Below are 24,632 nucleotides of genomic sequence, written 5' to 3' on the forward strand. Positions count from 1 at the left end.
CCCTCGGGGGGCAGCGCACCACACGCAGTGGGAAGCGTGGGGGCCTTTCCCTACCGCTTCAGGTTGTCCCTGATCTCACGCAGCAGCAGAATGTCTTCCGGCGTGGGTGCCGGGGCTGCGGGTGCCGCCGGCGCCTCCTTCTTCAAGCGGTTGATCTGCTTGACCATCATGAAAATGATGAAAGCCAGAATCAGGAAATTCACCGCCACGGTGATGAAGCTGCCGTAGGCAAACACCGGCACACCGGCTTTCTTCAGCGCGTCCAGCGTGGTGGCGGTGCCTGGCGGCACAGCGCCCAGCACCACGAACATGTTGGAAAAATCGATCTTGCCCACCACCGCACCCACCACCGGCAGAATCAGGTCGCCTACCACCGAGTCGACGATCTTGCCGAAGGCCGCGCCGATGATCACGCCCACGGCCAGATCGACCACGTTGCCCTTGACCGCAAATTCCTTGAACTCTGACACCATGCCCATGTTGCACTCCTCCGGTTGAAAGTGCGCTTGAGTATTCCCTACCAATTTACCGTGTCAAGGCTTTCATGGCGATTGAATGGCCCTGCTGCGCTCGGATAGAATCTCGGGTTGACCCTAACCCAAGACAGAGCATTGAGGACCCCCATGAGTGACACCCCAGTCGACAGCAGCAAGAGGACTTGGTTGATTGCCTCCGGTTGCGCTGGTGCCGTCGGAGGCCTGGCCACCGCCGTCCCGTTCGTGAGCTCGTTTCAGCCATCGGAGCGAGCCAAAGCGGCTGGCGCTGCGGTGGAGGTGGACATTTCCGCCCTGAAATCCGGCGAAAAGATGACCGTGGAATGGCGCGGCAAGCCTGTCTGGATCATCAAACGCACCCCTGACCAGCTGGCCGCACTGGCAGGCCAGGATGCCCAGCTGGCCGACCCCAAGTCGGAGCGCAAGCCTTCCGAGCTGACCCCTGAATACGCCCGCAACGAGTCCCGTTCGATCAAGCCGGAAATCCTGGTGGCCGTGGGCATTTGCTCGCACCTGGGTTGCTCGCCGTCGGACAAGTTCCAGACCGGTGCACAGCCCTCGCTGCCCGACGACTGGAAGGGTGGTTTCCTGTGCCCCTGCCATGGCTCGACCTTCGACATGGCCGGTCGCGTGTTCAAGAACAAGCCCGCGCCGGACAACCTTGAAGTGCCCCCGCACATGTATTTGTCTGACAACCGGTTGCTGATCGGTGAAGACAAGAAGGCCTGAAGCCGAGACACACGGAGCACCCCATGGCTGAATTCAAAACCATTTCCCCCAACGCCAGCGCCGGCGAAAAGCTGCTGAACTGGGTCGACAACCGTTTCCCTGCCAGCAAGCTGTACAAGGAACACCTGTCCGAGTACTACGCACCGAAGAACTTCAACTTCTGGTATTTCTTTGGCTCGCTGGCCCTGCTGGTGCTGGTGATCCAGATCGTCACCGGCATTTTCCTGGTGATGCACTACAAGCCCGACGCGGCCCTGGCCTTTGCATCGGTCGAGTACATCATGCGCGACGTGCCCTGGGGCTGGCTGGTGCGCTACATGCACTCCACCGGCGCCTCGGCCTTCTTCGTGGTGGTCTACATGCACATGTTCCGTGGTCTGATCTACGGCAGCTACCGCAAGCCGCGTGAGCTGGTCTGGATCTTCGGCTGCGCGATTTTCCTGTGCCTGATGGCCGAAGCCTTCATGGGTTACCTGCTGCCCTGGGGCCAGATGTCCTACTGGGGCGCCCAGGTGATCGTGAACCTGTTTGCCGCGATTCCCTTCGTTGGTCCCGACCTGGCGCTGCTGATCCGCGGCGACTACGTGGTGGGCGATGCGACGCTGAACCGCTTCTTCAGTTTCCACGTCATCGCCGTGCCGCTGGTGCTGCTGGGCCTGGTGGCCGCGCACATCATTGCGCTGCACGAAGTCGGTTCCAACAACCCCGACGGTGTGGAAATCAAGGGCCCCGGTGCGCCGAAAGACAAGGCTGGCCACCCGCTTGACGGCATCCCTTTCCACCCCTACTACACGGTGCACGACATCCTGGGCGTCAGCGTCTTCTTGCTGATCTTCACCTCGATCATCTTCTTCGCACCCGAACTCGGCGGCTACTTCCTCGAGTACAACAACTTCATCCCGGCTGACCCGCTGAAGACCCCGGCGCACATCGCCCCGGTCTGGTACTTCACGCCTTACTACTCGATGCTGCGCGCCACGACCGACACCATGGTCAATGTGCTGTCGGGTCTGGTGGGCATCGGTGCGTTGCTGGCCATCGTCAAGGGCCGCTTCGGTGGCATTGGCAAGGCCATTCTGGCGGTGGTGGCGGTGGTGGCCATCGTGTTGCTGAAGACCTTCGACGCCAAGTTCTGGGGCGTGGTGGTGATGGGCGGCGCGGTCGTGATCCTGTTCTTCCTGCCCTGGCTGGACCACAGCCTGGCCAAGTCGATCCGCTACCGTCCGAGCTGGCACAAGACGCTGTACGCGATCTTCGTGGTGTTCTTCTTCGTGCTGGGTTACCTGGGCATTCAGCCGCCCACCGACACCGGCACGCTGATCGCCCAGATCGGCACGCTGTATTACTTCGGGTTCTTCCTGCTGATGCCGTGGTGGAGTCGCCTCGGCCAGTTCAAGACCGTTCCTGACCGCGTCACCTTCGCGGCCCACTGAGCGGGCAGAGGTCAACACACATGAAAAAATTCCTCTTTTCTCTCGCGCTCGTGATGTCGGTGGCCACCTCGGCCATGGCGTCCAGCGGTGACACGATTGCCTGGGACAAGGCACCGAACAAGGTCAACGACCTGGCCGCGCTGCAAAACGGCGCCAAGCTGTTCGTCAACCACTGCCTGAACTGCCACTCGGCTGCGTACATGCGTTACAACCGCCTGCGCGACATTGGTTTGACCGAAGCGCAGATCAAGGAAAACCTGCTGTTCACCACCGACAAGGTGGGTGACACCATGAAGGCGTCCATCAGCCCCAAGGATGCCAAGGAATGGTTCGGCGCCAACCCGCCCGACCTGACGGTGATCGCCCGCTCGCGTGCCGAGTTCGGCAAGGGCAGCGGTGCAGACTACCTCTACACCTACCTGCGCACCTACTACAAGGACGACACCAAGGCCACCGGCTGGAACAACCTGGCTTTCCCCAATGTGGGCATGCCCCATGTGTTGTGGGAACTGCAAGGCGCACGCAAGCCGGTGTACGACACTGTGGTGGAGCATGGCCACGAGGCCAAGGTGTTCAAGGGCTGGGAACAGCTGACCCCTGGGAGCATGACGCCGTTGCAATACGACCAGGCCATGGGCGACCTGGTGAACTACCTGCAGTGGATGGGTGAGCCCTCGCAACTGGTTCGCGGCCGCGTTGGCGTCTGGGTGATCATGTTCTTGCTGGTTTTCATCACCATCGCGTGGCGCCTCAACGCCTCGTACTGGAAAGACATCAAGTAAACGACCGTCGGGCCCGGGCGCGAGCCGCGGGTCTGCGTGTGCAGAGTGGGCGTGCAAGCCGCACCCCACTCTTTTTGATTTTTAGGAGCCTCCGCCATGATGGTCTTGTATTCGGGCACAACCTGTCCCTTCTCACATCGTTGCCGCTTTGTGCTGTTCGAAAAAGGCATGGATTTCGAAATCCGCGATGTGGACCTGTACAACAAGCCCGAAGACATCAGCGTGATGAACCCCTACGGCCAGGTGCCCATCCTGGTTGAGCGCGACCTGATCCTGTACGAGTCCAACATCATCAACGAGTACATCGACGAGCGCTTCCCGCATCCGCAGCTGATGCCCGGCGACCCGGTGGACCGGGCCCGTGTGCGCCTGTTCCTGCTGAATTTCGAGAAGGAGCTGTTTGTTCACGTGGCGCTGCTCGAATCGCGCGCCGCCAAGAGCAACGAAAAAGCCCTGGAAAAAGCCCGTGCCCATGTGCGCGACCGCCTGACCCAACTGGCCCCGGTGTTCCTGAAGAACAAGTTCATGCTGGGCGACAACTTCTCCATGCTGGACGTGGCCATCGCCCCGCTGCTGTGGCGCCTGGACTACTACGGCATCGAGCTGAGCAAGAACGCCGCGCCGCTGCTGAAGTACGCCGAACGCATCTTCTCGCGCCCGGCCTACATCGAGGCGCTGACCCCCTCGGAAAAGGTCATGCGCAAGTAAGGCCTCTGCGGTGTCGCTGATGAACACGCCCGATCTGCCGTCCACCCGCCCCTACCTGATTCGGGCGCTGTACGACTGGTGCACCGACAACGGCTTCACGCCCTATGTGGCGGTGCATGTGGACCACACGGTGCAGGTGCCCCGGGAGCATGTGAAGAACGACGAGATCGTGCTCAACATCAGCTTCGACGCGACCAGTTCGCTGAAGCTGGGCAATGACTTCATCGAGTTTCGGGCCCGCTTCGGCGGCACTGCGCGCGACATCATGGTGCCCATCGACCGGGTGATTGCCATCTACGCCCGTGAAAACGGCCAGGGCATGGCCTTCCCCCACCCGGCGCCTACCACCTCGGGTGGCCCGGAGCCGCGGCGCGTGTCGCCCCCGGTGGTGGCCGAGCCGGTGTCCCGCGCCCCCGGTGGCGATGCGGGCAAGGTGGTGCCACTGACGCCGGTGGCCGCCCCGCCGCACGACGACAACGAGCCCCCCAAACCCCCGGCCGGCCCGCGGCCAGCCCTGAAGCGGGTCAAGTAAGCCGGTTCACCAGCCCCCCGCAGAACGGCGGTGTCGTTCTGTAAAATACACCCAGTGCCGATTTAGCTCAGTTGGTAGAGCAACCGCCTTGTAAGCGGTAGGTCATCAGTTCGATTCCGATAATCGGCACCACCCTCAGCGCCGGCTGGTATCCACTTTCAGCCGGATCAGGTCCACCGCCCAGCCCTGGCTGCGCAGTCGGGCCTGGAACAGCGGCAGCAGTTGTTTGACCTTGGCAGCGACAGTGCCGTTTGCCACGACCAAGCACCAGGCGTTATCCTCTGCCGGCCCGGCCTTCACGGCCGCCCGCAGGCCCTCGGGAATCAGGGTCTGAATGGCCTGAAGGCGCCGGTTGGAATCCGCGGCGGCCTCGGCCAAACGTGCAAACGTGTCCGATCCGCGTGCTGCCTCATCCAGCGTCATGGCATGTTGTTTGCGGGTCATGGGCCTCAATGAAATGGGACGTTGCCGATGCAGTTGATTATCACGGACGCCTGGCTGGCCAAGAGCCGGGCCATTCACCTCAGTGGCGGCCGCCTGCTGGCGGCTGGGCTGGCCATTGCGTTGGTGTTGACGGTGGCCGTGGCCAGCCTCTACCACCTGATTTTTCTCAAGGGTGCCCGCGAAGGCTGGCCGCTGGTGGGGGACTTCGTGCGACTGGTGACGCAGGACGAGTCGACCCAGCGCGAGCGCTTCATGCGCGAAAACCTCGACGCCATGGCCCGCCGGCTGGGCGAGATGCAGGCCAAGATGGTGCAATTGGAAGCCCTGGGTGAGCGGGTCTCCGGCCTCGCCGGCATCAACCCCAACGAGCTCAAGGCCGCGCCCGGCCGCGGGGGCGCGCTGGTGTCGGGCCGTCCGCTGTCGGTGGAGGAGTTGCAGCAGACGCTGGCCGACCTGGACGCATTGACCGATCAGCGGGTGGACTTGCTCACCGTGGTGGAGTCCCGGCTGTTCGACCAGAAAATCCGCAAGATGATGGTGCCCACCCAGCCGCCACTGGCTGGTGGGTTTCTGGGCTCGGGCTTTGGCTGGCGCATCGACCCCTTCACCGGTCGCTCGGCGCTGCATACCGGCCTGGATTTCCCGGCCGATGTGGGCACATCCATCCTGTCGGCCGCCGGCGGGGTGGTGGTGACCCAGGAGTACAACCCGGCCTACGGCAACATGGTCGAAATCGACCATGGCAACCAGCTCATCACCCGCTATGCCCATGCCTCCAAGGTGCAGGTCAAAAAGGGTGACCTGATCCGGCGTGGCCAGAAGATCGCCGAGGTGGGCAACAGTGGCCGTTCCACCGGCCCGCACCTGCACTTCGAGGTGCTGGTGCAGGACGTGCCACAAGACCCGCAGAAATTCCTCGCCGCTGGCCAGAACCTGCCGGCCACGCAACTGGCCCAAGCCGATTCCCGGTCTGCTGCCCGATCGCCATCGGGCAAGACCGCGCGCAGGTAAAATTCCAAGGCTAAGGGCGCGGTGGCAGTGAACGGTTTGATGCCGTCTCACTCCAACCGCGCTTGAACCAATAACTAACAGGGCATTTGGCCACCGGGTTGACCACCAAGGTCCACCGGTGGCTTCGCACGCATGGCAACCAATTTCCTGACCAAAATCTTCGGCAGCCGCAACGACCGCCTGCTCAAGCAGTACCGCAAAACGGTGGAGCGCATCAATGCCCTGGAGCCCACGCTGGAAGGCCTGAGCGACGACGAGCTGCGTGGCAAGACCGAGGTCTTCAAGGCCCGTGTGGCCGCCGGCGAATCGCTGGATTCACTGTTGCCCGAAGCCTATGCGGTGGTGCGCGAGGGTTCCAAGCGCGTCATGAAGATGCGCCACTTTGACGTCCAGATGCTGGGCGGCATGTCGCTGCACAACGGCAAGATTTCCGAGATGGGCACCGGCGAGGGCAAGACCCTGACCGCCACGCTGCCGGTCTACCTGAACGCGCTCAGTGGCAAGGGTGTGCACGTGGTCACGGTCAACGATTACCTGGCCAGCCGCGATGCCACCTGGATGGGCAAGCTGTACAACTTCCTCGGCCTGTCGGTGGGCATCAACCTGCCCAACATGCCGCGCGCCGAGAAGCAGGCCGCCTACCAAGCTGACATCACCTATGGCACCAACAACGAATACGGTTTCGACTACCTGCGTGACAACATGGTCTACGAGGTGGCCGACCGGGTGCAGCGTGGGCTGAACTACGCCATCGTCGACGAGGTGGACTCCATCCTGATCGACGAGGCCCGCACGCCACTGATCATCAGCGGCCAGGCCGAAGACCACACCGAGCTCTACCTGGCCATCAACCAGATCGCGCCCCAGCTGACCAAGCAGGTCGGCGAGGCCGACCCACGCACCGGTGAAGGCATCATCACGCCCGGCGACTTCACGATGGACGAGAAGAGCCACCAGGTCTTTTTGACCGAGCAGGGCCACGAAACCGCCGAGCGCATCCTGGCCGGCCTGGGGCTGATTCCTGAAGGCACGACGCTGTACGACCCGGCCAACATCACGCTGATGCACCACCTGTACGCGGCGCTGCGGGCCCACAACCTGTACCACCGCGACCAGCACTACGTGGTGCAGGAAGGCGAGGTGGTGATCGTCGACGAATTCACCGGCCGTTTGATGTCGGGTCGCCGCTGGAGCGACGGCCTGCACCAGGCGGTGGAGGCCAAGGAAGGTGTGCATATCCAGGCCGAGAACCAGACCCTGGCCTCGATCACCTTCCAGAACTACTTCCGCCTCTACACCAAGCTGGCGGGCATGACCGGCACCGCCGACACCGAAGCCTACGAATTCCAGGAAATCTACGGCCTGGAAACCATCGTCATGCCGCCCAACCGGCCCAGCCGCCGCGAGGACCAGTTGGACCGGGTCTACAAGACCACCCGCGAGAAATACGAAGCCGCCATCCAGGACATCCGCGAATGCCATGAGCGTGGCCAGCCGGTGCTGGTGGGCACCACGTCCATCGAGAACTCGGAAATCATCGCCCAGCTGCTGGAGCGCGAGAAGCTGCCGCACCAGGTGCTGAACGCCAAGCAGCACATGCGCGAGGCCGACATCGTGGCCCAGGCCGGCCGGCCCAAGACCATCACGATTGCCACCAACATGGCGGGCCGCGGCACCGACATCGTGCTGGGCGGCAATGTGGAGAAGCAGATCGAGGCAGTGCGCGACGACGCCTCGCTGGACGAAGCCACCCAGCAGGCCCGCATCGCCGAGATCCGCGCCCAATGGGCCAAGGACCACGAGCTGGTGAAGTCGCTGGGCGGCCTGCGCATCATCGCCACCGAGCGCCACGAGTCGCGCCGCATCGACAACCAGCTGCGTGGTCGCTCCGGCCGCCAGGGCGACCCAGGCTCGTCGCGTTTTTACCTGAGCCTGGACGATTCGCTGATGCGCATCTTCGCCGGTGACCGGGTCAAGGCCATCATGGACCGGCTGAAGATGCCCGATGGCGAGGCCATCGAGGCCGGCATCGTCACCCGCAGCATCGAGAGCGCGCAGCGCAAGGTCGAGGCCCGCAACTTCGATGTCCGCAAGCAGTTGCTGGAGTACGACGACGTGTCGAATGACCAGCGCAAGGTGATCTACCAGCAGCGCAACGACATCCTGGACGCGGCCGACCTGTCGGCGCAGATCGAGGGCCTGCGCGAGAGCTGCTTCACCGACCTGGTGCACCAGTTCGCGCCGCCGGAATCGGTGGAAGAGCAGTGGGACCTGGCCGGTCTGGAAAAGGTGCTGGCCGACGAATGGCAGCTGACCTTGCCGCTGCGCCAGGAAGTGGCGGCTGCCGACGCGATGACGGTGGACGACATCGTCGAGAAAGTGGTGGCCGCCGCCCATGCCGCGTTCAATGCCAAGGTGGCCCAGGTGGGGGCGGAGAACTTCACCCAGTTCGAACGCATGGTGTTGCTGCAAAGCATAGACACCCACTGGCGCGAGCACCTGAGTTCGCTTGACTACCTGCGCCAGGGCATCCATTTGCGTGGCTATGCGCAGAAGCAGCCCAAGCAGGAATACAAGCGCGAGGCCTTCGAGCTGTTCGGCCAGTTGCTGGACTCGGTGAAGAACGAGGTCACCCGCATCCTGATGACGGTCAAGGTGCAGTCCAGCGAGCAGCTGGAGCAGGCCGCCGAAGACATGGAAAGCCGCGCCGAAGCCATCGCCAACGTGACCTACACCGCCCCCACCGAAACCGGCGAGGTCGAGACGGTGGTCGACGAAAGCACGCTGGCCCTGGCTGTGCAACGCGTGGGCCGCAACGACCCCTGCCCCTGCGGCAGTGGCAAGAAGTACAAGCTGTGCCACGGCAAGCTGGCCTGACGCCCAGCAGGCGCTTCAGGGCGATTCGACAAACGGGCTGCGGCCCGTTTTGTCATTGACGTCCGACCTTTTCTTATCATTCCTCCTGACCTGAAAGCCCGCCATGCCCGTGAACCTTCCCCTGCCCCTGGCCTCCGAACTGCACCCCGTGCCCGGCCTGCGCATCGGCGTGGCCGAGGCCGGTGTGCGCAAGGCCAACAAGAAAGACCTGACGCTGGTGCTGATCGACGAAGGCGCGTCGGTGCACGGCGTGTTCACCCAGAACCGTTTCTGCGCCGCACCGGTGCAGGTCTGCCGTGAGCACCTGGCCCAGGGCCATGCGGTGCGCGCCATGGTCATCAACACCGGCAACGCCAACGCCGGCACCGGCGAGGACGGCCTGGTGCGGACCCGCGCCACCTGCATCGCGGTGGCCCGGCTGCTGGACCTGTCGCCCGAGCAGGTGCTGCCTTTTTCCACTGGCGTCATCATGGAGCCGCTGCCCCATGAGCGCATCATTGCCGGCCTGCCGGCCGCGTTGGACGACGCATCTGACGCCCACTGGCTGCGCGCCGCCGAAGGCATCATGACCACCGACACCCAGCCCAAGGCCTTCAGCCGCCAGGCACGGGTGGGGGGCCAAACCATCACCGTGACCGGCATCAGCAAGGGCGCCGGCATGATCCGCCCCAACATGGCCACCATGCTGGGTTTTCTGGCCACCGACGCCTGTGTGGCCCAGCCGCTGATGCAGCAGCTGGCCACCGAACTGGCCGAGGGCTCGTTCAACCGCGTCACGGTGGATGGCGACACCTCGACCAACGACAGCTTTGTGGTGATCGCCACCAACAAGGCCGGCCATGCGCCCATCACCACGCTGGACAGCGCCGACGGTCAGGCGCTGAAAGCGGTGATGCTGGAGGTGGCCCGCCTGCTGGCCCAGGCCATCGTGCGCGACGGCGAGGGCGCGACCAAATTCATCACCGTGCGGGTGGAGGGGGGACGCACGGCCGCCGAATGCCGCCAGGTGGCTTATGCCATCGCCCATTCGCCGCTGGTGAAAACCGCGTTTTTTGCCAGCGACCCCAACCTGGGCCGCATCCTGGCGGCAGTGGGCTACGCCGGCATCACCGACCTCGACCAAACCGGCATTGATTTGCATCTGGACGACGTGCATGTGGCGCTGAAGGGCGGCCGCAATCCGGCCTACCGCGAGGAAGACGGCCAACGGGTGATGAAGCAAAGCGAGATCACCGTGCGGGTGGGGCTGGGCCGCGGCACCGCGGCTGACACGGTCTGGACTTGCGACTTCAGCCACGACTACGTGACCATCAACGCGGACTACCGGTCCTGAGCCCGAGCCCTCCATGAACGAGCAATTCCTGCACCTGATGCAGCGCGCCGAGTCGCTGCTGGCCCGCATCGAGGCGGTGCTGCCGCAGCCGCTGTCGGCGCCCGACTGGTCGGCCGCCATCGCCTACCGCTACCGCAAGCGCGCCAGCGGCCATGGCACGTTGGAGCCGGTGCGCCACATCGGCGCGATGCAGCTGGCCGATCTGCAGGAAATCGAGCCACAGAAGGAAAAGATCCGCGCCAACACCCAGCAGTTCGTCGAGGGCAAACCGGCCAACAACGTGTTGCTGACCGGTGCCCGGGGCACCGGCAAGTCCTCGCTCATCCGCGCCTGTTTGCACGCGTTCGCGGGCCAGGGCCTGCGCCTGATTGAGGTCGACAAGGCCGACCTGGTGGATCTGCCCGACATTGTGGACCTGGTGGCCGACCGGCCCGAGAAATTCATCGTGTTCTGCGACGACCTGAGCTTTGACGAGGGCGAGCCCGGCTACAAGGCGCTGAAGTCCATCCTCGACGGCTCGGTGGCCGCCGCCACGCCCAATTTGCTGGTTTATGCCACCAGCAACCGCCGCCACCTGCTGCCCGAGTACATGAAGGACAACCTCAGCTACCAGCACACCGAGGACGGTGAGGTCCATCCGGGCGAGGTGATCGAGGAAAAGATTTCGCTGTCCGAGCGCTTTGGCCTGTGGGTCAGCTTCTACCCCTTCAGCCAGGACGAGTACCTGGCCATCGTCGACCAGTGGCTGCGCGCCTTCGGCGTGGCACCGGATGCGCTGGCCGCAGCCCACCCCGCGTCGCTGGTGTGGGCGCTGGAGCGCGGTTCGCGCAGCGGCCGGGTGGCCTACCAGTTTGCCCGCGACCATGCTGGAAAGATGTGAGCCCCCACGCTTGTCACTGCGTGTACTGCGCTGGACGCGCCGTTGCAAGACGCAACGGCCCTTCGGTCTGTCCAAGCCTGCGCAGGCAGGCTTGGAGCCGCAGCCCTCAGCCCCGAGGGGGCCGGCCTTGCTTGGGGCTGTTCGGCGCTGCGGCCACGGGCTTCCTGTGAGCATTGCCATATGAGTGGTGCACCACTGATCGCCGACGCCGACCGCCCACGCGAGGGTGGCGTCGACCGCGCCATGGTCGAGGTGGCGGTGGGCGTGCTGGTGCTGGCCAATGGTGACTTTCTGCTGACCTCGCGGCCCCCCGGCAAGGTGTACGCGGATTACTGGGAGTTTCCGGGTGGCAAGCTCGAAGCCGGTGAATCGGTGACGGACGCGCTGCGGCGCGAACTGCATGAGGAACTGGGCATCACCATCGCCGCGGCCCAGCCCTGGCGCACCGAGGTGGTGGATTACCCGCACGCGCTGGTGCGGCTGAACTTCTGCAAGGTGTACGCCTGGCAGGGCGAGTTGCAGATGCGCGAAGGCCAGCAGGCGGCTTGGCAGCGGTTGCCGGTGGACCGGGTGCCGGTGTTGCCGGGCACGGTGCCGGTGCTGCGCTGGCTGGCTGAGGAGCGGGGGTTTTCAGGGGCTACCCATTCGGAGGCCCTGGCGTCACCAGGTTGAGCGCAGAAAGCCGCTACTGCAGCTTGGGGTCGCCGAACGCCTGATCGTCCGGTGGGGTGTCGGCCGGCACGCGAAAGCCTTCGCTGGCCCAGGCGCCGAAGTCCATGTTTTTGCAGCGCTCGCTGCAAAAGGGCCGGTAGGCGTTGCTGGCCGCGTAGAGGCTGGGGCCGCTGCAGGCTGGGCAGCGCACGGTGCGCGGGGCGGGCAGGGGGGCGGTGTCGCTGGGGTTCATCGCTGGACGATGGCGGATACCGAATGGCCCCTGCTCAGGAGCAGAGGGTCAGCTCGAAAGTGGTGTCGTCGGTGTTGGCGTGCAGCCGGTCATCGGCTTCCTGGCGCATCAAACGCACCGACACCATCAACCGGTTGCCGCTGATTTCAGGCACCAGGTCCAGCGTGGGGTCGAGCCGCATGCGCAGCAGCTGGAAGCTGCGGCCCTGCGGCAGCGTCTGGGTGAACTGGCCATGGGTGGCCACCACTTTTTGGGGCGCACCGGAGTCGCGCAACAGCTTCAGCAGCATGATCACCGACTCGGCCAGCGGCGCCAGCGTGGAGGCCCAGCCTTCGATGGCGGCGCGGCGGATGGCCGGGTCTTTGTGCTGCCAGGCGTAGTAGGCGGGCAGGTCGAATTCGCAGGTGCCGCCGGGAATACCCACCCGGCTGCGGATGCTCATCAGCCAGTCGTTTTCGGTCAGCGCCAGGCCGGCCTTGCCCGCCTGGCCGGTGAGGGCGTTGTAGCAGCCATCGAGCTGACCGATCACGTCGTCCAGCACCGATTCGGCAATCGCCGGGTTACCGCGGTAGCCGTTGAGCAGCTGGCGTTGTTTGTCGAGGTCGAGCAGCACATCGCTCTTCAGGTCGGCCCGGGCGGCGACGTCCATCACCTCGAAAATGGTGACCAGTGCGTGGTGGTGGTCGAGCGGGTGGTCGCGTGGCACCAGCAGGGCCAGGCGGCGGAACAGGTGCTCCAGCCGCAGGTAGGTGCGGATGCGTTCGTTGAAGGGGTATTCGTACAGAATCACGCTGCGGTTTCCGGAGGCAATCATAGCCCGAAGCCGGGCGCCATCCCGTCCACGATGTCGGTGAGTTGGGCCAGCGTGAGGCCATCGTTGAACACCACCGCATCGGCCAGGCACAGCCGCTGCGGTCGGCTTACCTGCGCGGCCATGATGCGCATCACCGCCGCCCGGTCCAGGTCGTTGCGGGCCATCACCCGGGTGATCTGGGTCTCCGGTGTGCAGTCCACCACCAGGATGCGCTGGGCTCGCTGGCGCCAGTGGCTGGACTCGGTCAGCAGCGGGATGTCGAACACCACCGTGTGCTCGCCAGCCGCAGCGGCCTGCCTTGTGGCCTCCAGCTGCACCAGCGGGTGAATGATGGCCTCGAGCTGGGCGCGTGCCTCGGGGTGGGCAAACGCGTGGCTGCGCATGCGGTCACGGTCGAGTGCGCCGTCGGCTGCGACAAAGGCCGCGCCGAATTGGGCTGCGATGGCTGGCATGGCGGACCCGCCCGCAGTAGTGAGCTGGCGCGAAATGGCATCGGCATCGACCACCACCGCGCCGCGCGCGGCCAGCAGCTGGGCCACTGTGCTTTTGCCGCTGCCGATGCCGCCGGTCAGTCCGATGTGCACGGCTGCCTTGCTCCGCCCGCGGCCAACGTCACAGGCCCACGGCCCGCAGCATGGCGTCCGACCCGAAGACCAGCGCGGTCAGGCCGGCGCCGGCCAGAAAGGGGCCGAAAGGCACATAACCGCCTTCGCGCAGGCCGGTGGTGAATTTCATCGCGATGCCCACCACCGCGCCAATCACCGAGGCCATCAGGATGATGGGCACCAGGGCCTGCCAGCCGAACCAGGCGCCCAGTGCGGCAAACAGCTTGAAGTCGCCATAGCCCATGCCTTCCTTGCCTGTGGCCAGCTTGAAGGCCCAGTACACGCCCCACAAGGACAAATAGCCGGCCACCGCGCCCCACAACGCATTGGGCAGGGACACCGGCGTCCAGGCCAGCGCGGCGGCGATCAGCCCGGCCCACAGCAAAGGCAGCGTGATGTCGTCGGGCAACAGCGTGGTGTCCCAGTCGATGAAGGCCAGGGCCACGATGGCGGCGGCAAAACCGCTCCAGACGGCGCCACTGGCCGTGAAGCCCCAGCGCTGCACACAAAAGGCGAACAGGGCGCCGGTGAGCAATTCCACCAGGGGGTAGCGCGCTGAGATCGGCGCTTTGCAGGCCGAGCAGCGGCCTCTCAGCACCAGGTAGCTCAGCACCGGGATGTTTTCGAACCAGCGCAACTGGTGGCCGCAGTGCGGGCAACGCGAACGCGGCGTGGTCAGGCTCAGTGGCGGCGCTGTCTCCGTGGGCGCCTGGCCCGACATTTCCGCGCACTCAACCGCCCATTGCCGCTCCAGCATCTGCGGCAGGCGGTGAATCACCACGTTGAGAAAACTGCCGATCAACAGCCCCAGAACCCCGCCAAACAAGGGCTCAGTCCACACCAGCCATTCCATCAAACAACCTGGCCCAGTTTGAAGATGGGCAGGTACATGGAGATCACGATGCCACCGATGATGGTGCCCAGGATCACGATGATGATGGGCTCCATCAGGCTGGACAGACCCGCCACCATGTCGTCCACCTCGGCCTCGTAGAAGTCGGCCGCCTTGCCCAGCATGTGGTCCAGCGAACCCGATTCTTCACCGATGGCCGACATCTGCAACACCATGGACGGGAACAGGTTGACGTTGGTCATGGCCGCGGTGAGGCTGCTGCCGGTGGACACTTCCTGCTGGATCTTCTCAGTGGCGTTGGCATAAACCGCGTTGCCGGACGCACCGCCCACCGAGTCCAGCGCTTCCACCAAGGGCACACCGGCGGCGAACATGGTGGCCAGCGTGCGGGTCCAGCGGGCGATGCAGGATTTCTCCACCAGAACGCCGAAGATGGGCACCTTCAGCATCAGCCGGTCCATGAAGTTCTGCATCTTGGCGTTGCGCTTCCAGGCCTGAAAGAAGAAATAAGTGCCGCCGCCCAGCAGGCCGAAGATCAACCACCACCACTTGACGAAGACCTCGCTGATGGCGATCACCACCAGCGTGGGGGCCGGCAGATCGGCGCCAAAGGAGGTGAAGACCTCCTTGAAGGCCGGGATCACAAAAATCATGATCACCGCAACCACCACAAAAGCCACCACCAGCACCGAGATCGGGTACATCAGCGCCGATTTGATCTTGGACTTCAGCGCCTCGGTCTTTTCCATGTAGACGGCCAGGCGGTCCAGCAACGCGTCCAGGATACCGGCGGCTTCACCGGCCTCCACCAGATTGCAGTACAGGCTGTCGAAATACAGTGGGTACTTGCGGAAGGCCGCACTCAGCGAGGTGCCGGTTTCCACATCGGTGCGGATGTCGTTCAGCAACCGGGCCACGCTGGGATTGGGGTTGCCGCGGCCAACGATGTCAAAAGCCTGTAACAGCGGCACGCCGGCTTTCATCATGGTCGCCAGCTGGCGGGTGAAGATGGCCAGTTCCTTGGCCTTGATGCGCTTGCCGCTCTGGGTTCGGCGCTTTTTGATCTTGTTGGCCAGCACGCCCTGGCGCCGCAGCGTGGCCTGCACCTGGTTTTCACCGGAGGCCCGCAACTCGCCGCGGACAACCTTGCCATTGCGGTCCTTGCCTTCCCATTCGAAGACATGGTCCTTGATGCCTTTGGGTACTGCAGTGGCCATCGGGTCCTCGGTGTGTTTTTTAACGGGTCAAGCCAGTGGGCGAAATCATTCGTTGGTGCAACTCAGCACCTCTTCCAGCGAGGTGACGCCCAGCCTCACCTTGTGCAGGCCGGCCTGGCGCAGGGTGCGCACCCCTTCCCGCAGGGATTGTTGTTCGATTTCGGTCACGTTGCCATCGCGCAGGATGATTTGCTGGATAGTGTCGCTGATCGGCATCACCTGGTAGATGCCCACCCGGCCTTTGTAGCCGTTGTTGCAGAGATTGCAACCCACCGGCCGGTAGGGGCGCCAGTGGCCATCCAGCTGGTCTTCGGTGAAGCCGGCCTCCAGCAAGGCGTTGTCCGGAATCTCTGTGGGTTGTCGGCAGGTCAGGCACAGCCGGCGGGCCAGCCGCTGGGCCGCGATCAGGATCACGCTGGAGGCGATGTTGAAGGGCGCGATGCCCATGTTGCGCAGCCGGCTGAGGGTGGTTGGGGCGTCGTTGGTGTGCAGCGTGGACAGCACCAGGTGGCCGGTCTGGGCGGCCTTGATGGCGATGTCGGCGGTTTCCAGGTCGCGGATTTCACCGACCATGATGATGTCCGGGTCCTGCCGCAGGAAAGAGCGCAGCGCGGCGGCAAAGGTCAGGCCGGCCTTTTCGTTCACATTGACCTGGTTGACGCCAGGCATGTTGATTTCCGACGGGTCTTCGGCGGTGGAGATGTTGACGCCGGGCTTGTTCAGCAGATTCAGGCAGGTGTACAGCGACACCGTCTTGCCAGAGCCGGTGGGGCCGGTCACCAGCACCATGCCGTAAGGCCGGCCGATGGCGTCCAGCAGGCGCTTTTTTTCCTCGGGCTCGTAACCCAGCGCATCAATGCCCACCTTGGCACTGCTCGGGTCAAGGATACGGATGACGATTTTTTCGCCAAACAGCGTGGGCAGGGTGCTGACGCGGAAATCGATGACGCGGGTGGCACCGAACTTGAGCTTCATCCGGCCGTCTTGGGGAATCCGCTTTTCGGAGATGTCCAGCCGCGAGATGACCTTGATGCGCGAGGCCAGCTTGTCCTTGATGGCCAGCGGGGGCGAGGTGATTTCGCGCAACTCGCCGTCGACCCGGAAGCGGATGCGGTACTGGTGCTCGTAGGGTTCGAAATGCAGGTCGGAAGCGCCCATGTTGACCGCGTCGGTCAACACCTTGTGCAGAAAGCGCACGATGGGCGCGTCGTCCACCTCCGAGGTGTCGGCCACGTCCACCGCGCCGTCGGCCTCGGCGGTGATGTCGGTGAACTCGAAGTCGCCGATCAGTTCCTGCATGGCCTCTTCGGCGGCCACCTTGTTGGTTTCCACCAGCTTGACCAGCTTGTCGTGTTCGGCGATCACCCAGTCCACGCCCAACTGGGTCGAGAACTTGATTTTTTCGGCGGCTTCCGCGTCGGCGGGGTCGGCGGTGGCGACGATCAGGCGGTTGTTGCGCTTGCTCAGCACCACGATGCGGTAGGCATGGCAGAGCTTGCTGTCCAGCAGGTCTTTGGGCAGGCGTGCCGGGTCCAGCGCGTCGAGGTCGATCAGCGGCGCTGCGAACGCGGTCGACATGGTGTGGGCCAGGTCGGACGCCGAGACCGCCCCCGAGGCGATCAGGTCCGCCACGAAATTGGTGCGGTCAGCGAGCGACTTCTTGTAAACGGCTTCCGCGTCGGCCGCCACCAGCTTGCCAGCCTCGATCAGTGCACGGCCCAGGCCTGGCAAGGCCAAGGTCTGCGGGGAGCTGTTCGTGGGGTCGATGACGGCCATGCCTGTAATTTACCACCTGAGAATGGATTCCTCCATTGAGGTTAACAGGTCTGCGGTCCGTCGAAAGCAGAAAGGTCAGTGGCCCCAAGCGGTACTGCCAGGCCTTGGGACGGCCGGCCTGAAGCGTTCGTTGCCGATGGGCGAGCGTCCAGCGATCGCCGTGGTGCAATTTCAGCCACGGCACACCGTGTCACTTGGAACCGCGATTTTTCCGCGCCCGGGCCTGGATTCCCACTTTTTCGGTGTGCTTAGCCGAACCGGTTTGCCAGTGCCATTCCGTTGGCAGGGTCACCGAACTTTCGGGCAAATGAACGTTGGGCCAGAGGGCGAAGATGGTGGCCACCAACCTCCTGGTATGCCCCCGCCCTCGACCCGCTCAGGGGTCCGCAGTCCTGCAAGACACCATGTGGGGCGCTGAACTAGAAGGCACAAGCCCATCGGCACATGATTGAACTTTTGCATTAACGCTGCATCCTTTCATATATAGTCCCAGCCCTTTGGCATGTGCTGGCCCACCCTGTGGGCTCGGCCGACTTCAACGGCAAGGGGATGTGATGCAGCGGCGAAATTTCTTGGCTGCGGGGGCACTTGGAGTGAGCGGGCTGCCGCTTGCAAAAGCATCGGTACTTTCGGGGGCCAGGGGCAAGCAGGCCTATGGCGGATCGACCATCCTGATCGGCCAGTCGGCTGTGCAGAGTGGGCCGTCTGCGCTGCTCGGCTCGGGCAGGAGATGGCGCTCGGCATGCGCGTGGCTTTTGCTGCGGCCAACAAGAATGGCGGTATCAACGGTCGGCCGATCGAGTTGGTGTCCCTGAATGACACCTACGAGCCGGCGCTGTGCCAGGCCAACACCGTCAAGCTCATTGACCAAGGCGTGTTTGCGCTGGGCGGTTATGTGGGAACGCCGACCTGCCTGGCTGCGTTTCCCACCATCGTCGAGACCGGGATTCCGTTTGTGGGCGCCTTCACTGGCGCGGAGAGTTTGCGCAAATTCGCCCCCAACATCTTCCACACCCGCGCCAGCTACAACCAAGAGTGTCGGGGGTTGGCCAAACAGCTGCTGTCTTACGGCGACGGCTCGCGCATCGCCGTTTTCGTGCAGGACGACGCCTACGGTGCGGCCATCGAGAAAGGTGTGACGCTGGCCTTGGCCGAGCATGGCGCCAAGCCGGTGGCGGTGGCCAAGGTCAAGCGCAACAGCCTGGATGTGGCCCAGGCGGCCGACATCATCGCCGCCAGCGGTGCCACGGGTGTTGCGATGGGCAGCGTCTACGGTGCGTGCGCCAAGCTGATCGAGTCGCTGGGCGTGCGAGGCCAAGCGTCGATGTATTGCAGCGTGAGCTTCATTGGCACCTCTGGACTGACAAAAAACCTCGGCCCGCGGGCGCGCGGCATTGGCATCACCCAGGTCATGCCTTATCCGTGGGCGGATTCGACCGGGCTGGTGGCAAGCTTCCGACGCGCGATGGCGGCGGTGCCGGATGCCGAATTGAGCTATGGTGCAATCGAAGGCTATGTCAACGCCCAGACCATCTTGCGCGGCCTCGCGCAGTGCGGCGACATGCTGACCTGGCAGCGCTTCGTGGACGCGCTGGAGCGGCGACATGACCTCGGTGGCTTCAGCCTCGATTTCAGCAGTGCCTCGCATGAGGGATCGAAGTACGTGGACCTGACCGTCATGGACAGCGCGGGCCGCGCCCGGCGGTGAGTCCCGCCGCCGAGGTTGGGGCAAAAGCAAAAAAGCCCAAGTGCTGGATGCACTTGGGCTTTTTGTTTTCTCTGGTCGGGGTGAGAGGATTCGAACCTCCGGCCTCTACGTCCCGAACGTAGCGCTCTACCAGGCTAAGCTACACCCCGTGGTGTGTTCGAAGGGGTCAGACCCTGCGGCTCAACAGACTAGACGCCAATTCTAGCAAAGCCGAACGCCAGGAATTGTCCGGCAGCTGCATGGCGGCATCGACCGCCCGTTGGGCCTCAGCGGCCGCCACCTCGCGGGTCAGGTCCAGCGCGCCGGTGCGGCGCACGATGGCCACAATCGCGGCCAGCTGCTCGACCGCGCCGGTTTCGATGGCGTTGCGGATCAGTGCACATTCTTCGGCCGAGCCCCGGCGCATGGCGGCAATCAACGGCAGCGTGGCCTTGCCTTCCCGCAGGTCGTCACCGAGGTTTTTGCCCATTTCCGTGGCGTCGCCTTCGTAATCAAGCACGTCGTCAATCACCTGGAAGGCGGTGCCCAGGGCCTGGCCGTACTGCGCGCAGGCCTGGACCAGCTCGGGTTGGCTGCCGGCCAGCACGGCGCCGAGCTGGGCGCTGGCCTCGAACAGCCGGGCCGTCTTGGAACGGATGACCTGCAGGTAGTTGGCCTCGTCCAGCGACGCGTCGTGCATGTTCATCAGCTGCAGCACCTCGCCCTCGGCGATGGTGTTGGTGGTGTCGGCCAGGATGCGCATCACCTCCATCTGGCCCAGCGAAACCATCATCTGGAAAGCGCGGGAGTACAAAAAGTCGCCCACCAGCACGCTGGCTGGGTTGCCAAAGGTCTCGTTGGCGGTGGCGCGGCCGCGCCGCAGACTGGAGTCGTCGACCACGTCGTCGTGCAGCAGCGTGGCGGTGTGGATGAACTCCACCACAGCCGCCAGCGTGAAACGCTCCGGCCCGGTGTGGCCGAGTGCCCCGCACACCAGCAACAGCAGGGCGGGGCGCAGGCGCTTGCCACCGGCGGCAATGATGTAGCGCGAGACCTCGCCCACCAGAGGCACGCCAGAGTCGAGTCGCTCGGCAATCACCCGGTCGACGGCACGCATGTCGTCGGCAACGAGGGAAATCAACGAGGGGATGCTGGGAGGCGTGGCGCTCAAGACGGTCTACCAAAAACTGGCGCGATTATAGGGACCGGGGGGTGCAGGCGGGGCGGGCGCAGAGGCGCATTTGGCCAAACCACTTGAACGTGGTAGAATCTAGGGCTCTGCAGAAATTGGTCTGCCGAGCTTCATTTAGATTCACATCTAGAGGTCATTATGTACGCGGTCATAAAAACCGGTGGCAAGCAGTATCGTGTTGCTTCCGGCGAAAAAATTAAAGTAGAACAGATTGCTGCGGACGTGGGCCAAGAGATCGTGATCGACCAGGTTCTGGCTGTCGGCAACGGCGCTGAACTCAAGGTCGGCACGCCCTTGGTGTCCGGCGCTACGGTGACAGTCACTGTGCTGTCCCACGGCAAGCACGACAAAGTGCGCATCTTCAAGATGCGTCGTCGCAAGCACTATCAGAAACGTCAAGGTCATCGCCAGCAGTTCACCGAACTGCAAATTGGCGCGATTGCAGCTTAAGGGGCAACGGTCATGGCACAGAAAAAAGGCGGCGGCTCTACGCGAAACGGGCGCGATTCCAAGCCCAAAATGCTCGGCGTGAAGGCTTTCGGTGGTGAACAAATCTCCGCCGGCTCCATCATCGTGCGCCAGCGTGGCACCAAGTTCCATCCCGGCGTGAACGTCGGCGTGGGCAAGGACCACACCCTGTTTGCACTGGTGGATGGCCAAGTGTCGTTCTCCGTCAAGGGCGCGCTGAACAAGCACATGGTGAACGTGACCCCAGCGTAAGCTGCCGTCCAGCACCCCAACCAAGCCCCGCTCGCGGGGCTTTGTTGTTTCTTCGCCGGCTCTCGCTTTTGCGAACCGGCGGCGGTTTTGCCGGAAAATCCGGTGGAGCTGTTTTTCCCTGTCACCCATCTGTCTGGCCACCATGAAATTCGTTGACGAAGCCTTCATCGACATCTCTGCGGGAGATGGCGGCAACGGCTGCGTCTCGTTCCGGCACGAGAAGTACAAGGAATTTGGCGGTCCCAATGGCGGCGACGGTGGGCGCGGCGGGCATGTGTTTGCCGTGGCCGACCCCAACCTCAACACCCTGGTGGACTACCGCTACTCGCGCCGGCACGACGCCAAGCGCGGCCAGCACGGCATGGGCTCGGACATGTTTGGCGCGGCTGGCGACGACATCACGCTGAAGATGCCGGTGGGCACCATCATCACCGACGCTGAAACCGGCGAGGTGCTGTACGAATTGCTGACGCCCGGCGAGGTCATCACCATCGCCAAGGGCGGCGACGGCGGCTTTGGCAACATGCGCTTCAAGAGCGCCATCAACCGCGCGCCGCGGCAGAAAACCCCGGGCTGGCCCGGCGAGAAGAAAAACCTGAAGCTGGAACTGAAGGTGCTGGCCGACGTGGGCCTGCTGGGCCTGCCCAACGCGGGCAAGTCGACCTTCATCACCGCCGTGTCCAACGCCCGACCCCGCATTGCCGACTACCCCTTCACCACCTTGCACCCCAACCTGGGCGTGGTGCGCGTCGGTCCCGAAGAAAGCTTTGTGGTGGCCGACCTGCCCGGCCTGATCGAGGGTGCGGCCGAGGGCGCCGGGCTGGGCCATTTGTTCCTGCGCCACCTGCAGCGCACCCGCTTGCTGCTGCACATCGTTGACCTGGCGCCGTTCGACGACAACATCGATGTCGTGGCCCAGGCCAAGGGCATCGTGGCCGAACTGAAAAAATACGACCCGGCCCTCTACGACAAGCCGCGCTGGCTGGTGCTGAACAAGCTCGACATGCTGGACGCCGAGACGCGGGCGGCGGCGGTCAAGGATTTTGTCAAGCGCTTCAAGTTCAAGGGCCCGGTGTTCGAAATTTCGGCGCTGACCCGCGAGGGCTGTGAGCCGCTGATCAAGGCGATTTACAAACACATCAAGGCCGAGCAGGTGATCGAAAACACCGTGGCCGAGGTCGATCCCCGCTTCGGCCCCGACACCAGCGCCTGAAATTGCTCCTTAAAAGAGAGCATTTGAACGATGTTTGACGCTGGACAGAGACACGCATGACACAACCAACAGCCAACACCACGCTGCGCGATGCCAAACGCATCGTCGTCAAGGTCGGCTCCAGCCTGGTCACCAACGAAGGCCGTGGCCTGGACGAGGCCGCCATCGGTGAATGGAGCCGGCAACTCGCCGCCCTGGTGCTGGGTGGCGAAGGCCTGGCCCGGCGCGAGGTGGTGATGGTGTCCAGCGGCGCTATTGCCGAAGGCATGAAGCGCCTGGGCTGGACCACCCGGCCGCAGGAATTGCACGAGTTGCAGGCCGCCGCCGCCGTGGGCCAGATGGGCTTGGCGCAGATGTACGAAACCAAGTTGCGTCAGAACGGCCTGGGCAGCGCCCAGGTGCTGCTGACCCATGCCGACCTGGCCGACCGCGAGCGCTACCTCAATGCCCGCTCCACGCTGCTCACTTTGTTGCAGTTGGGCGTGGTACCGGTGATCAACGAGAACGACACCGTGGTCAACGACGAAATCAAGTTCGGCGACAACGACACGCTGGGTGCCTTGGTGGCCAACCTGGTCGAGGCCGACGCGCTGGTGATCCTGACCGACCAGCCCGGCCTTTACACCGCCGATCCGCGCAAAGACCCGAACGCCAGCTTCGTGCACCAGGCGAAGGCCGGCGACCCGACGCTGGAAGCCATGGCGGGCGGTGCCGGCTCCAGCATCGGCAAGGGCGGAATGATCACCAAGATCCTGGCGGCCAAGCGGGCGGCGGGCTCGGGCGCGTCCACCGTGATCGCCTGGGGGCGCGAGCCCGACGTGCTGATCCGCCTCAGCCGGGGTGACGCCATCGGCACCTTGCTGGTGGCGCAGACGCAGAAAAATCAGGCCCGCAAGCAGTGGATGGCCGACCACCTGTCGCTGCGCGGCGCGGTGGTGGTGGACGAAGGCGCGGTGGCCAAGCTGCGTGACGAGGGCAAGAGCCTGCTGCCCATTGGCATGACGGCGGTGGAGGGCGAGTTTTCGCGCGGTGACGTGATCGCCATCCGCGACGCCCAAGGCCAGGAGGTGGCCCGGGGTCTGGCCAATTACGCCAGCGCCGAGGCGCGGCTGATCTGCCGCAAGCCGTCCATGGTCTTGGCCGAACTGCTGGGTTACAGCGCCGAGCCCGAGATGGTGCACCGGGACAACCTGGTGCTGCTCAAGGCCTGAGCGGGCTGTCCCCGGCCGAGAAGCGGCGTTGGGCCCTTCACCGGAGATTGGCTGCGATGGGGTTCTTCAAGGACTGCACGATGGCCGCCACGCTGGACGCGGGCGCGGCGTTGTCGCACACCCCCTGCCTGGCCAGCCACAGGCTGTGCATCGACGGGCGGCCGGCAAAAATCGACTGCCATTCGGCGTTTTGCACCCGGTTCCAGCCCGCCGAGGGGTTGTGCCGGGCATAGGTCTTGAACTCCCCGGTGGAGCAACGAATGCCCTCGTGCATCGCATTGACCACCCCGCTCGGGCTGGTGATGACCACCACGTAGCGCACCACGCCATCGGCGCCGATGGCCAGCGTGGCCGGGTCCACGCCATAGGCCATGACGGAGGGCGCGGGGCTGTCAAAGCTCACCAGCCGGCCCACATCAAAAGCCGGTGGGGCCGGGGTGTCGATTTCCTTCCAGGTGCTGGGGTCGCTGGTCCATTGCGCGGACACCGCGGTGGCCAGCCAGGCCAGGCTGGCCACTGCCGCCCGCAGGCTAAATCGATGCATCTTGCTGTTCCTGGGGATCGCCCACCGCGTTGGTGTGCGGATCGGGCTCAAAAGTGGCGCCGGGGGGCAGAGCAAAGCCGATGCCAGGGCGATGGTCGTCGTGGGACAGGGCCATGGCGCCCCCGTCATGGCGGGGGCGGCTGCCACTGCGCAGGTAGCGGTTGCGTTGTTCGTGGCGTGGCAGAAAGCGTGACAACTCGGTCAGCGCCATTTCGTAGACACCGCGCTTGAACTCCACCACCACGTCCAGCGGTACCCAGTAGTCGTTCCAGCGCCAGGCGTCGAATTCCGGATGGTCGGTGGCGCGCAGGTTCAGGTCCCAGTCGTGACCGACCAGTTGCAGCAGAAACCAGATCTGTTTTTGCCCTTTGTAGTGGCCACGCGCATCCCGCCGGATGTAGCGGTCAGGCACCTCGTAGCGCAACCAGTCCCGGGTTCGGGCGACCACACGCACATGCTCCGGCTGCAGACCCACTTCCTCGTGCAATTCGCGGAACATGGCCTGCTCGGGGTTCTCGCCCCGGTCAATGCCACCCTGCGGAAACTGCCAGGAATGGGTGCGGATGCGCTTGCCCCAAAACACCTGGTTTTTCTGGTTGAGCAGGATGATGCCGACGTTCGGCCGAAAGCCGTCCCGGTCAAGCATAATCAAACCCCAAATTTGTAAACTGAA

26 protein-coding genes and 2 tRNA genes are annotated in these 24,632 nt (G+C 64.2%); 16 read left to right on the top strand and 12 right to left on the bottom strand.

Annotated features, from left to right (window positions below; all coding sequences use genetic code 11):
• Window positions 1-50: 50 nt before the first annotated feature.
• Entirely contained in the window at window positions 51-479 is a 429-nt protein-coding gene (gene mscL, locus AC4BAR_RS07870) for a large conductance mechanosensitive channel protein MscL (protein ID WP_490627301.1), read from the bottom strand.
• Between the two features lie 144 nt (window positions 480-623).
• Here mscL and petA point away from each other — a divergent pair, with 144 nt between their 5' ends.
• From petA to AC4BAR_RS07900, 6 genes are all read left to right on the top strand, one after another.
• Window positions 624-1,223, top strand: a complete 600-nt coding sequence (petA, locus tag AC4BAR_RS07875) for a ubiquinol-cytochrome c reductase iron-sulfur subunit (protein WP_490627302.1) — start codon at window positions 624-626, stop codon at window positions 1,221-1,223.
• A gap of 23 nt (window positions 1,224-1,246) precedes the next feature.
• A complete protein-coding gene (locus AC4BAR_RS07880) occupies window positions 1,247-2,656 on the top strand; it encodes a cytochrome b (protein ID WP_490627303.1) in 1,410 nt (469 codons plus the stop codon).
• A 20-nt stretch (window positions 2,657-2,676) separates the two neighbouring features.
• Window positions 2,677-3,438, top strand: a complete 762-nt coding sequence (locus tag AC4BAR_RS07885; protein WP_490627304.1) for a cytochrome c1 — start codon at window positions 2,677-2,679, stop codon at window positions 3,436-3,438.
• A 96-nt stretch (window positions 3,439-3,534) separates the two neighbouring features.
• Complete coding sequence (locus AC4BAR_RS07890; protein ID WP_490627305.1) at window positions 3,535-4,146, top strand: glutathione S-transferase N-terminal domain-containing protein; 612 nt, start codon at window positions 3,535-3,537, stop codon at window positions 4,144-4,146.
• A gap of 19 nt (window positions 4,147-4,165) precedes the next feature.
• Window positions 4,166-4,678: a ClpXP protease specificity-enhancing factor gene (locus AC4BAR_RS07895; protein ID WP_490627306.1), complete on the top strand. Its 513-nt coding sequence runs from the start codon at window positions 4,166-4,168 to the stop codon at window positions 4,676-4,678.
• A gap of 56 nt (window positions 4,679-4,734) precedes the next feature.
• Window positions 4,735-4,810, top strand: a tRNA-Thr gene (locus AC4BAR_RS07900).
• A 3-nt stretch (window positions 4,811-4,813) separates the two neighbouring features.
• Here AC4BAR_RS07900 and AC4BAR_RS07905 read toward each other — a convergent pair.
• The gene (locus AC4BAR_RS07905) at window positions 4,814-5,122 is read right to left on the bottom strand and encodes a hypothetical protein (RefSeq protein WP_490627307.1); all 309 of its coding nucleotides are present in this window, start codon (window positions 5,120-5,122) and stop codon (window positions 4,814-4,816) included.
• Between the two features lie 27 nt (window positions 5,123-5,149).
• Between AC4BAR_RS07905 and AC4BAR_RS07910 the strand changes: the two genes are divergently transcribed.
• From AC4BAR_RS07910 to AC4BAR_RS07930, 5 genes are all read left to right on the top strand, one after another.
• Window positions 5,150-6,133 (top strand): M23 family metallopeptidase, encoded by a 984-nt coding sequence (locus tag AC4BAR_RS07910; protein ID WP_490627308.1) that lies wholly within the window; start codon window positions 5,150-5,152, stop codon window positions 6,131-6,133.
• Window positions 6,134-6,265: 132 nt separating this feature from the next.
• Window positions 6,266-9,010: a preprotein translocase subunit SecA gene (gene secA / locus AC4BAR_RS07915; protein WP_490627309.1), complete on the top strand. Its 2,745-nt coding sequence runs from the start codon at window positions 6,266-6,268 to the stop codon at window positions 9,008-9,010.
• Between the two features lie 103 nt (window positions 9,011-9,113).
• Window positions 9,114-10,343: a bifunctional glutamate N-acetyltransferase/amino-acid acetyltransferase ArgJ gene (gene argJ, locus AC4BAR_RS07920; RefSeq protein ID WP_490627310.1), complete on the top strand. Its 1,230-nt coding sequence runs from the start codon at window positions 9,114-9,116 to the stop codon at window positions 10,341-10,343.
• A gap of 13 nt (window positions 10,344-10,356) precedes the next feature.
• Window positions 10,357-11,223: an ATP-binding protein gene (locus tag AC4BAR_RS07925; RefSeq protein WP_490627311.1), complete on the top strand. Its 867-nt coding sequence runs from the start codon at window positions 10,357-10,359 to the stop codon at window positions 11,221-11,223.
• A 180-nt stretch (window positions 11,224-11,403) separates the two neighbouring features.
• Window positions 11,404-11,895 (top strand): NUDIX domain-containing protein, encoded by a 492-nt coding sequence (locus AC4BAR_RS07930; RefSeq protein WP_490627312.1) that lies wholly within the window; start codon window positions 11,404-11,406, stop codon window positions 11,893-11,895.
• A gap of 13 nt (window positions 11,896-11,908) precedes the next feature.
• On the opposite strand, the gene AC4BAR_RS07935 is transcribed toward AC4BAR_RS07930, so the two are convergent.
• Genes AC4BAR_RS07935 through pilB form a run of 6 tightly spaced genes read right to left on the bottom strand, consistent with a single transcriptional unit; the run spans window position 11,909 to window position 17,392 of the window.
• Complete coding sequence (locus AC4BAR_RS07935; protein WP_490627313.1) at window positions 11,909-12,127, bottom strand: DNA gyrase inhibitor YacG; 219 nt, start codon at window positions 12,125-12,127, stop codon at window positions 11,909-11,911.
• 34 nt (window positions 12,128-12,161) lie between these two features.
• On the bottom strand, window positions 12,162-12,917 hold the full coding sequence (gene zapD / locus AC4BAR_RS07940) for a cell division protein ZapD (protein WP_490627915.1): 756 nt from the start codon (window positions 12,915-12,917) through the stop codon (window positions 12,162-12,164).
• Window positions 12,918-12,937: 20 nt separating this feature from the next.
• Window positions 12,938-13,525 (bottom strand): dephospho-CoA kinase, encoded by a 588-nt coding sequence (gene coaE, locus AC4BAR_RS07945; protein WP_490627314.1) that lies wholly within the window; start codon window positions 13,523-13,525, stop codon window positions 12,938-12,940.
• A 28-nt stretch (window positions 13,526-13,553) separates the two neighbouring features.
• Complete coding sequence (locus AC4BAR_RS07950; protein ID WP_490627315.1) at window positions 13,554-14,399, bottom strand: prepilin peptidase; 846 nt, start codon at window positions 14,397-14,399, stop codon at window positions 13,554-13,556.
• Entirely contained in the window at window positions 14,399-15,616 is a 1,218-nt protein-coding gene (locus tag AC4BAR_RS07955; RefSeq protein ID WP_490627316.1) for a type II secretion system F family protein, read from the bottom strand. The genes AC4BAR_RS07950 and AC4BAR_RS07955 overlap by 1 nt, the downstream gene beginning before the upstream one ends.
• Before the next feature lie 45 nt (window positions 15,617-15,661).
• Window positions 15,662-17,392 (bottom strand): type IV-A pilus assembly ATPase PilB, encoded by a 1,731-nt coding sequence (pilB, locus tag AC4BAR_RS07960; RefSeq protein ID WP_490627317.1) that lies wholly within the window; start codon window positions 17,390-17,392, stop codon window positions 15,662-15,664.
• A gap of 502 nt (window positions 17,393-17,894) precedes the next feature.
• Here pilB and AC4BAR_RS07965 point away from each other — a divergent pair.
• A complete protein-coding gene (locus AC4BAR_RS07965; protein ID WP_490627318.1) occupies window positions 17,895-19,100 on the top strand; it encodes an ABC transporter substrate-binding protein in 1,206 nt (401 codons plus the stop codon).
• A 72-nt stretch (window positions 19,101-19,172) separates the two neighbouring features.
• Here the strand turns inward: AC4BAR_RS07965 and AC4BAR_RS07970 are convergent.
• Window positions 19,173-19,249, bottom strand: a tRNA-Pro gene (locus AC4BAR_RS07970).
• Window positions 19,250-19,266: 17 nt separating this feature from the next.
• The gene (locus AC4BAR_RS07975; protein ID WP_490627916.1) at window positions 19,267-20,196 is read right to left on the bottom strand and encodes a polyprenyl synthetase family protein; all 930 of its coding nucleotides are present in this window, start codon (window positions 20,194-20,196) and stop codon (window positions 19,267-19,269) included.
• A 213-nt stretch (window positions 20,197-20,409) separates the two neighbouring features.
• Here AC4BAR_RS07975 and rplU point away from each other — a divergent pair, with 213 nt between their 5' ends.
• From rplU to proB, 4 genes are all read left to right on the top strand, one after another.
• Window positions 20,410-20,721, top strand: coding sequence for a 50S ribosomal protein L21 (gene rplU, locus AC4BAR_RS07980; protein WP_490627319.1), 312 nt, complete (start codon window positions 20,410-20,412; stop codon window positions 20,719-20,721).
• A gap of 12 nt (window positions 20,722-20,733) precedes the next feature.
• Window positions 20,734-20,991 carry a 50S ribosomal protein L27 gene (gene rpmA / locus AC4BAR_RS07985; protein WP_490627320.1) on the top strand — a complete coding sequence of 86 codons (258 nt, stop codon included), beginning with the start codon at window positions 20,734-20,736 and terminating at the stop codon, window positions 20,989-20,991.
• A 142-nt stretch (window positions 20,992-21,133) separates the two neighbouring features.
• The gene (cgtA, locus tag AC4BAR_RS07990) at window positions 21,134-22,204 is read left to right on the top strand and encodes an Obg family GTPase CgtA (protein WP_490627321.1); all 1,071 of its coding nucleotides are present in this window, start codon (window positions 21,134-21,136) and stop codon (window positions 22,202-22,204) included.
• A gap of 56 nt (window positions 22,205-22,260) precedes the next feature.
• A complete protein-coding gene (gene proB / locus AC4BAR_RS07995; RefSeq protein ID WP_490627322.1) occupies window positions 22,261-23,415 on the top strand; it encodes a glutamate 5-kinase in 1,155 nt (384 codons plus the stop codon).
• Between the two features lie 37 nt (window positions 23,416-23,452).
• On the opposite strand, the gene AC4BAR_RS08000 is transcribed toward proB, so the two are convergent.
• Window positions 23,453-23,959 (bottom strand): CNP1-like family protein, encoded by a 507-nt coding sequence (locus AC4BAR_RS08000; RefSeq protein WP_490627323.1) that lies wholly within the window; start codon window positions 23,957-23,959, stop codon window positions 23,453-23,455.
• Window positions 23,946-24,605 (bottom strand): RNA pyrophosphohydrolase, encoded by a 660-nt coding sequence (locus AC4BAR_RS08005; RefSeq protein ID WP_490627324.1) that lies wholly within the window; start codon window positions 24,603-24,605, stop codon window positions 23,946-23,948. Before AC4BAR_RS08005 ends, AC4BAR_RS08000 begins: the two co-directional genes overlap by 14 nt.
• Window positions 24,606-24,632: the final 27 nt, after the last annotated feature.

This window comes from Rhodoferax sp. SPJ4 (assembly GCF_058216275.1).